Consider the following 10,774-nt stretch of genomic DNA (forward strand, 5'->3'; position numbering starts at 1 on the left):
ATTGTGACGATGTGGTTCATCAATCTGAAAAGCGCTGTAAATATATTACTATACTGAAGCAGCATTATGGAGAAAAGAGTGAACAAGTTTCCTTTATCATCAGGCCAGAAAGCCCTGTGGTTATTCTACAAATTGGCTCCGGAAAGTTGGGCTGACAACATTAGCTTTAAGTTCAGCAGGGAACTGAGCGGAAAATTGCTAAAACTGGCACAAGAGTCGCAAGTCAGCCTTTACACTCTGCTATTGGCAGCATTCAAAGTTCTGCTTTATCGCTACACGGGGCAAGAGGATATTTTAGTAATATCTCCTTTCTTGGAAAAGAAGCAACGAGAATTGACTAACTTAGTGGTTTTACGAAGCAATGTTTCCGGTAATCCTACATTTGCTGAATTTTTAGCACAAGTGGGGCAAAAAGTGGCGGGAGCGATCGCTCATCAAGATTATCCCTTTGAATTGTTGGTAGAGAAATTGCAGCCACAAAGGGATGGGAGTCGAGCGCCCATATCTAATGTGGTTTTTGCAGTCGAAGATCCTCGGTTAAACTCTGGTAAAATGGAATGTCGTAATCTCAAGTGGGAAGAACTGACTGATGAAGATTGGGATATTATCCAGCAAGAAGGTCAGTTTGATTTGACTTTAGAAATGAAATTGACTGGGGATAGTATTGGCGGAGCATTTAAGTACAATCAAGATTTATTTGAGTCGGAGACGATATCCCGGATTGCCGGACATTTCCAGGTGTTGTTAGAAGCAATTGCCAGCAACCCACAATTAATAGTTAACCAATTACCGCTGCTGACAAAATTGGAGGAGCATCAGTTATTGGTGGAATGGAACAATACCGCAACAGAGTATCTATCGGATCAGTGCATTCATCAATTATTTGAACAGCAGGTAGAACAGACTCCCGATGCAGTTGCTGTTGTATTTGAGTCAGAAAAACTGACATATCAGGAATTGAACGATCGCGCGAACAACTTAGCCTATTACCTCCGCTCGTCAGGAGTAGGAGCAGATGTGCTAGTGGGACTTTGTATGGAGCGCTCCCTGAATATGGTCGTGGCAATTCTGGCTATACTTAAAGCGGGTGGTGCTTATGTTCCTTTAGATCCAGCCTATCCTCTAGAGCGTTTAGCTTTTATGCTTTCGGATTCTCAAGCAGAGATATTAGTATCTCAAAGCCAATTAATTCCTCAATTAGCAGATTATCAAGGACGGGTTATCAGTATAGATACAGATTGGGAGGTAATTTTCAGCCAAAGCTCGCACCATCTTTTGAACAGCGTTAGACCAGAAAATTTGGCTTATGTGATCTACACTTCCGGTTCCACAGGAAGACCAAAAGGGGTAGGGATGACACACGGAGCGTTAGTAAATCTTATCTGTTGGCAGCTAGAACATACCAGCATCTCGAAAAAGGCGAAAACTCTGCAATTTTCTCCCTTGAGTTTTGATGTTTCCTTTCAGGAAATATTTACTACTTGGTGTGGGGGCGGAACTCTAATTTTAATCTCAGAGGAAGTGCGACGAGAACCGGTAGCTTTGCTGCAATTGCTGGCAACCCAGGAAGTAGAAAGGCTATTTCTTCCTTTTATTGCCTTACAACAACTAACCGAAGTTGCTGAAAGTTTTAATTTGCTACCTGGGAGTTTGTCAGAGGTGATTACAGCAGGGGAACAGTTGCAAGTGACAAGGGCGATCGCTAACTTCTTCACTAAACTACCTAATTGTACACTACACAATCAATACGGACCCACGGAAACCCATGTAGTAACGGCCTTGACTTTGCCAAGTTCTCCCCAATGCTGGCCAACTTTGCCTGCTATCGGTCGTCCAATTGCTAATACGCAAATTTATTTGCTGGATAAGTTTCTACAACCAGTTCCCATCGGTGTAGCTGGAGAATTGTATGTTGGTGGGGTGTGTTTAGCGCGGGGCTATATTAATCGACCGGAAATAACTAATGCTAGATTTATTAGCAACCCCTTTAACCCAGAAATTTCCTCTCGTTTATACAAAACCGGCGACTTAGGACGTTATCTTCCAGATGGCAATATCGAATTTCTCGGTCGCATTGACAACCAGGTGAAAATTCGAGGCTTCCGCATTGAACTGGCAGAAATAGAAGCAGTATTAACTCAACATCCTTTAGTTCCAGAAGTAGCAGTCATAGCTAGAGAAGATGTCCCTGGTGACAAACGTCTGGTAGCTTATATAGTTACCAAGACAGAGCTACCCACAGTCCAGGAGTTACTCAAATTCTTGCAAGGAAAGCTACCAGAGTACATGGTGCCTTCTGCCTTTGTTAGATTAGCAGCAATACCCCTGACACCAAGCGGGAAAGTCGATCGCCGTTCTTTGCCAGCGCCAGATGTTTCTGCTTTGGTAAATAGCAACACTTTTGTAGCACCGGGAACACCTACAGAAGAACTGCTAGCCACGATATGGAATGAAGTTCTAGGATTAGAACAAGTCGGTATCCATGACAACTTCTTGGCATTGGGGGGACACTCCCTGAAAGCAGCTCAGGTAATTTCTCGCATCCGAGGAGTATTCGGTGTAGAAATACCAGTACGGGATGTATTTGAATTTCCCACCATAGCAGAACTCGCAAAACTAATAGAAAGGCAAGAGGGATCGGAATTAAAAGCATCTGCTATTGTCCGGGTGTCAAGGGAAGCCACATTACCGTTATCCTTTGCTCAAGAAAGACTGTGGTTCCTCGATCAACTGGAAGGTAAAAGCGCTACTTACAATATACCAACAGTATTGCGCCTGGATGGAAAGCTGGCGGTAATAGCTCTAGAGCAAGCAATAACAGAAATAGTACGTCGTCACGAAGTCTTGCGGACAACGTTTAAGATTCAGAATGGTACTGCAGTTCAAATGATTGCTCCTGTAGCTAAAATCGCCCTTCCAGTTATAGAATTACAGCATTTATCAAAACTCAAACAAGCAGAGGAAGTTCAGCAGTTAGCCACACAAGAAGCGCAACAACCCTTTGACTTATCGCAAGACTCATTGTTGCGAGTCATGCTGCTGAGACTGTCTCCAGAATCTCATGTACTTTTGCTCGCGATGCACCATATTGTATCGGATGGATGGTCAATAGGAATATTCTACCAGGAGTTACAAACTTTATATCAAGCATTTGTGCAAAGGGAATCCTCACCTTTACCAGAATTAGCAATTCAATATGCTGACTTTACCTTATGGCAGCGTCAGTGGTTAAGCGGGGAAGTCCTCTCAAGTAAACTTAATTACTGGAAGCAACAGTTGGCTGGGGTGCCACCTCTATTAGAATTGCCAACAGACCGACCGCGATCGCCAGTGCAAACATTCCGAGGGAGTCGAGAGTTCTTTCAGATAGATGTAGAACTTACTCAGAAGCTAAAGCAGTTAAGTCAAACAGCAGGGGTGACTCTATTTATGACTCTGTTAGCAGCATTTGCTACTTTACTCTATCGCTATAGCGGGCAATCCGATATTGTCGTCGGTTCTCCCATTGCCAATCGCAACCGCTCGGAAATAGAACCACTAATTGGATTTTTTGTCAATACCCTAGCGCTACGGATCGGGTTGGAAAACAATCCCAGTTTTGCTTCATTATTGCATCAAGTCAGGAAAGTCTGCTTGGATGCTTACGGACATCAAGACTTGCCTTTTGAGAAAGTAGTGGAAGCTCTGCAACTAGAACGTAATCTCAGTCATAGTCCTTTATTCCAGGTAATGTTTGTGCTGCAAAATGCTCAGAATGTTACGCTAGAATTGCCGGGTATGAGTTGTCAGATATTAGAAGTAGAAAGTGGAGTGGCAAAATTCGATCTCACCTTGGAAATGGAGGAGACATCTACCGGAATCAAAGGAGAGTTGGAATACAATAGCGATTTATTTGATGGGGCAAGGATTCGCCGGATGATCGGGCATTTCCAGGTGTTGTTGGCAGCAATTGTAAATAACCCACAATTGGGAATTGACGAATTACCGTTATTGACTGCTCAGGAATGGCATCAGTTATTAGTAAAATGGAACGATACCAGAGTAGACTATTCCCTGGATCGGTGCATTCATCAGTTATTTGAAGAGCAGGTAGAACAGACTCCAGATGCAGTAGCGGTGGTGTTTGAATCTGAGAAATTGACCTATCGGCAGTTAAATAATCGAGCTAATCAATTAGCACATTATTTGCAATCTCTAGGGGTGGCACCGGAAGTATTGGTGGGTATTTGTGTAGAACGCTCTATTGAAATGGTAGTGGGATTGTTGGGAATTATCAAAGCAGGTGGAGCTTATGTAGCGCTAGATCCAACTTATCCTCAAGAGCGCATTGCCTATATGCTTGCGGATTCGTCATTGTCAGTCTTATTAACGCAGTCAAAGTTAGTTGATTCCCTAACTTTAAGTGATGCAAAAGTGATATGTCTGGATACCGATTGGAGGCAAATTAGCAGTTTCAATCAGGAGAATCTTCTTAACCTAGTAAAACCTGATAATCTAGTTTATGTAAATTACACTTCTGGTTCAACTGGTAAACCAAAGGGAGTAGCGATCGCGCATAAATCTTTGAGCAACTTTGTCCAAGCGATTCAGGTTGAGTACGAGATCGAAAATAGCGATCGCCTCCTGCAATTTGCTTCAATTAGCTTTGATGTAGCTGCTGAAGAAATTTACTCATGTCTCACTGCTGGTGCAACTCTAGTCCTCCGAACCGATGAGATGTTAAGTTCTGTCTCTAGATTCGTGCAAAAATCTCAGGAATGGGGCATAACCGTTTGGGATTTGCCGACAGCTTATTGGCAGGAAATAACTAGCCAACTAGAAACCGCTGCTTTACACCTACCCCAGTTACTGCGCTTGGTGATTATTGGGGGAGAACAAGTGCTTCCGCAAGCTGTGAAAACCTGGCACAAGCAAGTTGGCGACTATCCGAAACTAATTAATTCTTACGGACCAACAGAAGCCACAATTGGGGCAACAATATGCCAACTAACGGCAGCGATCGCTCTCCAGAAAGAAGTTCCAATAGGACGTGCTATTGCTAATGTTCAAACCTATATCCTAGACAAAAATCTCCAACCCGTTCCCATTGGTGTACCAGGAGAATTGCATATTGGTGGTATTTGTTTAGCTCTAGGCTATCTAAACCGCCCTGACTTAACCTACCAAAAGTTTATCCCTAATCCTTTTACCCAGGAAAAAGGAGTACGAATCTACAAAACTGGAGACTTAGTTCAATATCTGCCAGACGGTAATATCGAATTTCTTGGTCGCATTGACAACCAGGTCAAAATTCGGGGCTTCCGAATAGAGTTGGGAGAAATTGAAGCAGTATTAACCCAACATCCGCTATTAACAGAAGCAGTAGTCATTGCCAGAGAAGATATACCTGGTGAAAAACGCCTGGTAGCTTATATAGTAGCTAACACCAAACCACCCACAGTTCCAGAGTTACGGGATTTTATGAAAACCAAACTACCGGAATACATGGTGCCAGCAGCTTTTGTCAGATTAGAAGCAATACCCCTAACACCCAATGGAAAAGTCTCTCGCCATAACTTGCCAGCACCCGATCCTTCCAGTCTCCCAACTAAAATAGATTTTATTGCTCCTCGTGACGCATTTGAACTGCAACTGACGCAAATTTGGTCGGAAATTCTCAATGTTGCTCCCATCGGAGTGAGGGATAATTTCTTCGACTTAGGAGGTCATTCCCTGTTAGCGGTGCGCTTGATGGCAACGATAGAGCAAAAATTTAGCAAACATCTATCTTTAGCAGCATTATTCCAAAGTCCGACAGTTGAAAAGTTAGCCATGCTTATGCACCAAGAAACTACTGACCAATCTTGGTCTCCCTTAGTTGCCATTCAACCAGACGGTGAGGGTTTGCCTTTCTTCTGGATGCCCGGTTCAGGCGGAAATGTCGTGTATTTCCACCAATTGGCGCGTCATCTAAGAGGCGATTCTCCTGGGGAGACGCTCCGCGAACATCCTTTTTACGCTTTGCAACCTCCTAGTTTAGATGGAGTATCGATTCCTTTCGAGCGCGTTGAAGACATCGCCAGTTACTACATTGAGGCGATACAGACAATTCAGTTACACAGCCCTTACCTACTGGGAGGTCACTCTTTTGGGGCTGACGTTGCCTTCGAGATGGCACAACAGTTACAAGAGCGATCGGAAAAAGTCGCCCTACTTGCGCTGTTAGACCATCCCGCACGGTTTGCTAACAGTACCCCAAAGCAGCTAGATTGGAATGACACTCAATGGTTGACTGTTATTGCGTCGATTATAGAATCATTATCTGGTCAAAGTCTGTCAATTGACTCGGCAACTCTTGATTCTCTAGATTACGAAGGGCAATTATCTTACTTGAAATTGCGAATGGAAGCGGTCAATTTATTGCCCGACAACTCTGATCGTAAATTAGTACGCGGAATTATCCAGACTATCAAAGCTGATGAACTAGCTTTTCTCAGTTATGTTCCAAAGGTGGGCTATCAAGGACGGATTACCCTGTTGCGTACCAGTACCTTAAGCGAAGAACTGGCAATGTTTGGCGAGTTTCCCACTGATGAGACTTGGGGTTGGAGTCAGTTTTCTAGCTTACCCGTTGATGTTCATATCTTATCTGGTAATCATAGTACCATGTTGAGAGAACCTCATGTTCAAGTGTTAGCTGAAACTTTGAAATTATGTCTTGAACAGTTCAATTGATATCATTTCCGGTTGAACAGTTATATCATGTCCGGATAATCAGTAATAAAAAAGTTTTTGTTTGTAGTAGGGCTTTAGCCCTAATTATAGATAGGGCTGAAGCCTTACTACGAACTTTAATTTTTCTTTAATTTGTATGATATTTAGATAATTTGAGATGTTTGATATTATTGATAACGATCGCTGATTCATAAAAATAGTGGGAGGAAATAATTACTTTAGATTTAATTTCCTCCCTATTTGCTATGTTAATTCATCTGGGTTAATACCCATTTCCTGTAGCTTTGCAGCTAAAATTTGTAGCTGTTCGTCTTTCTGTTGTAACTGTTCGTCTTTCTGTTGTAACTGTTCATCTTTCTGTTGTAACTGCTCCTTGATTTGTTCAAAACTTTGAAAAATCTGCCCATTAGAATGATAAAGTTGTAATTCTTCCCCAGACATATCAAAGCGAATACCTAATCTCGGACTTTCCCAATTATCCATTGATTCTATCACTTCTAAATTTTCCTCTGAGCGCAATAAACCACTTAATTCATTTTTATCTGGGTCATAAATATAGTATTCTTCTACCCCGTAGCGGTTATAAAATAACAACTTTTTACTCATCTCTTTTTGAGTATTGCTAGGAGATAAGATTTCAAATACTACCTGGGGCGCAATATTATTTTCTTCCCATTGTTTATAGGAACCTCGATCGCCTTTCGGCACTCCAAAAATTACCATCACATCAGGAGCTTGGGTAATTTTCGGACTTCCTTCTACCGGATACCAAAGTAAATCTCCTGCCACAAACACCATTTCATCATTGGCAAATAACCAGCTTAAATTACCATGGATAACTGTTATCCAACGAAATTGTTTGGTGTTATCTGCCATAGGTTTACCATCACTTTCTGGATAAATAATAGTTGATTTTTTTGGAGATTCTAGCTCAGATTCTAGTTGAGAAACCATCTTGCCTCCCATAATATTTTGTACTTTTAATTATAGCATTTCAAACTTGATTTTTACCTAACAATAATGAACCTGGCATCGCTTTTTTAATCCAGTCTGTAATTAATATTTGTTCGCGATCGCATGATTCAACTATCTCACCATTTAAGTTCCGAAATACTATTTCTGCAGGAATTTCAATTTCTTCTCCAGTAGGTATAATAATTTTCTCTATTTGAGTAACGGCAAAAGGTCGCAAACTTTGAAACACAACATAATTTCCACTTTCTCCAGCTAAAACCTCAGCTAAACCAATTTCTTGTCGATATTGAACTAACTTGTGCTTAGACTTCATCCGCGAAAATATAGAAGTAGTGCGGTTAGCATTAAAAAAAGGCGATCGCGTCGGTCTAGCCCAGTTTTTCCGCAAAGAAACGGGGTCAGTTAAAATCTGAGAACAAATTTTGTCAACATCTACTGCCACATCACCATCTTTTCCCAAATGTCGCAAGTCTATACAAACTGTATGTAAATCAGCGTTTTGTAAACCCTCAAGTTTATCCAGAATAAATTGGTCTTTATCTAAAAACATAAATGTACCGTGCGCTGTTTCCAAAGTAGGGAAAGGTCGGTTATTGCTATCCTCTGATGACACAGTAGTTTGCAGGGGAAATTTTTCTTCTGAGTCAGAGTCTAACAAATGTCGAGACAGTAGGGAACGTGGGGAATAAAACAACAAAATTTGCCCCACTCCCAAAACTTCACAAGCAACGGGGAGAGTTTGACAATATTCAATCAATTTTTGTTTTGGCAGTTCGATAGATAATATCAAACGTTCCAAAGAGTCAGAAAAAATCTCACACCAACCCCGCAAAGCTTCTAAATTGTGATTACCTGTTTCTACAATCAACTGTAGTGCTATATTCGGATGATGAATTTTCAACCACCAAGCTGCTCCTGGATCAGCAACCCGTACTGCTAGAAATTTGCTCATATCCCACTGAGTCAGTTGTTGGCAAATTTGGTTCATAACTTCTTCTGGCATCAAAATATCCCACACCAATACCGGACGCAAACCATATTCTGTTGCGGTTGATGCTAATGACTGTGTTTGTTGTGGTGAGAGTTGCCCCTGTTTTGCAAGGAGGGTTGGTTGTAGCAAAACCTCTTGTAAATTAGGAGCGTTGACGGATCTTTTTAAGTCGTTGATGGATGAGACAAAAGTGTTAAATTGCATGGGAAAAAATTTCTCTTATATTATTATTTGTAATCAAATCAAAAACTATAGTAACTCAATTTTAACCAACAACCATGAGTGTAATTATTCCCGATTCAACCTTAACCTCCTGTGGCATGACACAAACCAAATTTAAACTAGAAATTGCGATTATGCTATTTTAAACTGATAAACTGACTTTAGGGCAAGCAAGAGCTTTGGCAGAAATCAACAAATCTAGGTTTGAACAACTGGTTAAAGAAGGCAATATTCGCCTATTGCTAGCCTGGCTAAAATCGATTAGTCCCGCATTTTTTTTAACATTTATTTAATTAGGATGAAAATATGGTTGATGAGAGAAAGCTTATTGCTATGGAAGAAGGTATGGAACTTTTTAATCGCTATGCCAATTCATTAAATGTGGTAATAATTAGTCAAATCAAAGGATTTCTAGATCGAGAAGTTTTGAGAAAATCCCTAGATTTAGTGCAAATTCGTCATCCTCGATTAAATTCTCATATTGTAGAGGTGCTAGATAATTTAATGTTTAAAACTGAAGGTACAAAGCAAATACCTTTAAAAGTTGTTTTGAATCCATCTCCAGAATATTGGCATACTCTTGTTATTAATGAATTAAGTACAAAAATTGATAGTGAAAAAGTTTTGCTTAGAGCTACTCTAATTAAAGCAAGTGAAAAAAGCACAAACAATTATTTAATCACTACAATTCATCATGCAATTGCAGATGCAATGTGTGGTATTTACTTACATTCAGAGATTATTAGTTTTTGTCATAAAATCGCATCAAATTATCAAATTACTCAAGTTAATCAGTTGGAAAGTTATCAATCTCTGGAAAAAATAATTGCTAATTACACTGTTGAAAATGAAGAATTACCCAAATTAAACAGACAAATTGATACACTTCCTTTTGAAAAATATGTACCTCATCAACAACGTCGCTGTGGATTAATTCAAAAACAGCTAAATACGGATATTACTGAACAGATAATTGAGCGCTCTAGACAAGAAAAATCAACAGTTCATGGAGCAATATGTTCGGCAATGATGTTAGCATTAGCTAAACAATTGAAAAAAGAAAACAAGGATTTTTATTTTAGTTGTCGTTCTTCTGTGGATATTAGAAGACGAGTATATCCACCTATTGGTGATGAAAATATTGCCATGTTGGTTTCTGCTTTAAATTCTTTTCATACTGTTAATAATAAAACATCATTCTGGGATTTAGCGAGACAGGTAAAATCACAAATTAAAGCTAGATTAAAAACACCAGAAATTTACAATGTAATTTTATCTTATCGTGAAGGAACAAAGTATATTTTAAATAATCCTGAGCGGAGTTATTTTTCTATATTTGTTACTAATATTGGTAAGGTAAAAATTTCATCAGACTATGGTCTATTTAAACTAGAAAAAATTAGTTATGCTGTATCTCTAAATGTTCTAGGAAGTGTTTTTTCTGTTGCTGTTTCAACCTTTGAAAATAAAATGATTTTGAACTTTATATACTCTCAACCAATTCTTAGTCAAGATACAGTAAATGCTTTAGTTAATTCAACTATATCTATATTATCTTGTGTAACTTATTAAATTATTGTTTTATGGCGATTCAGGTTTAACTCCTTTTTTTATGAAAGGAGTAAAAAAATGTCCTCTAACCAATATAACTCAAAAGCTACTAAGAATACAAAACAGCTAGAAGTTATAGCAGTTTTCATTAACAGAGAAAACAGAGATTTAAAGGCACTTATGCTGAGAACAGAAGACAGAATTTTTCTAGTCAACATGAGAGAAAATTGCTCTAATTATCCAACTGCTACCCAAGATGAAAAAATTGTATCCACTCAATATGATGGGGTAGGGAATGATTATAACTGCCAAGAGCAACTA

Annotated in this window: 5 protein-coding genes; 3 read left to right on the forward strand and 2 right to left on the reverse strand. The window is 39.7% G+C overall.

The features are described from left to right. Positions 1–78 precede the first annotated feature (78 nt). Positions 79–6,714, forward strand: a complete 6,636-nt coding sequence (locus ACP6PM_RS21180) for an amino acid adenylation domain-containing protein (RefSeq protein ID WP_426588119.1) — start codon at positions 79–81, stop codon at positions 6,712–6,714. Positions 6,715–6,957: 243 nt separating this feature from the next. On the opposite strand, the gene ACP6PM_RS21185 is transcribed toward ACP6PM_RS21180, so the two are convergent. Together ACP6PM_RS21185 and ACP6PM_RS21190 are read right to left on the reverse strand one after the other, a co-directional pair. Next, positions 6,958–7,680: a Uma2 family endonuclease gene (locus tag ACP6PM_RS21185; RefSeq protein WP_426588120.1), complete on the reverse strand. Its 723-nt coding sequence runs from the start codon at positions 7,678–7,680 to the stop codon at positions 6,958–6,960. A 28-nt stretch (positions 7,681–7,708) separates the two neighbouring features. Continuing rightward, a complete protein-coding gene (locus ACP6PM_RS21190; RefSeq protein WP_426588122.1) occupies positions 7,709–8,884 on the reverse strand; it encodes a U32 family peptidase in 1,176 nt (391 codons plus the stop codon). A gap of 324 nt (positions 8,885–9,208) precedes the next feature. Between ACP6PM_RS21190 and ACP6PM_RS21195 the strand changes: the two genes are divergently transcribed. Further along, a complete protein-coding gene (locus tag ACP6PM_RS21195; protein WP_426588124.1) occupies positions 9,209–10,474 on the forward strand; it encodes a phthiocerol/phthiodiolone dimycocerosyl transferase family protein in 1,266 nt (421 codons plus the stop codon). A gap of 57 nt (positions 10,475–10,531) precedes the next feature. Continuing rightward, on the forward strand, positions 10,532–10,774 hold a 243-nt coding region (locus ACP6PM_RS21200; protein ID WP_426588125.1), incomplete at its 3' end, for a hypothetical protein.

Source organism: Dapis brunnea BLCC-M229, assembly GCF_050015995.1.
GTDB lineage: Bacteria > Cyanobacteriota > Cyanobacteriia > Cyanobacteriales > Microcoleaceae > Trichodesmium.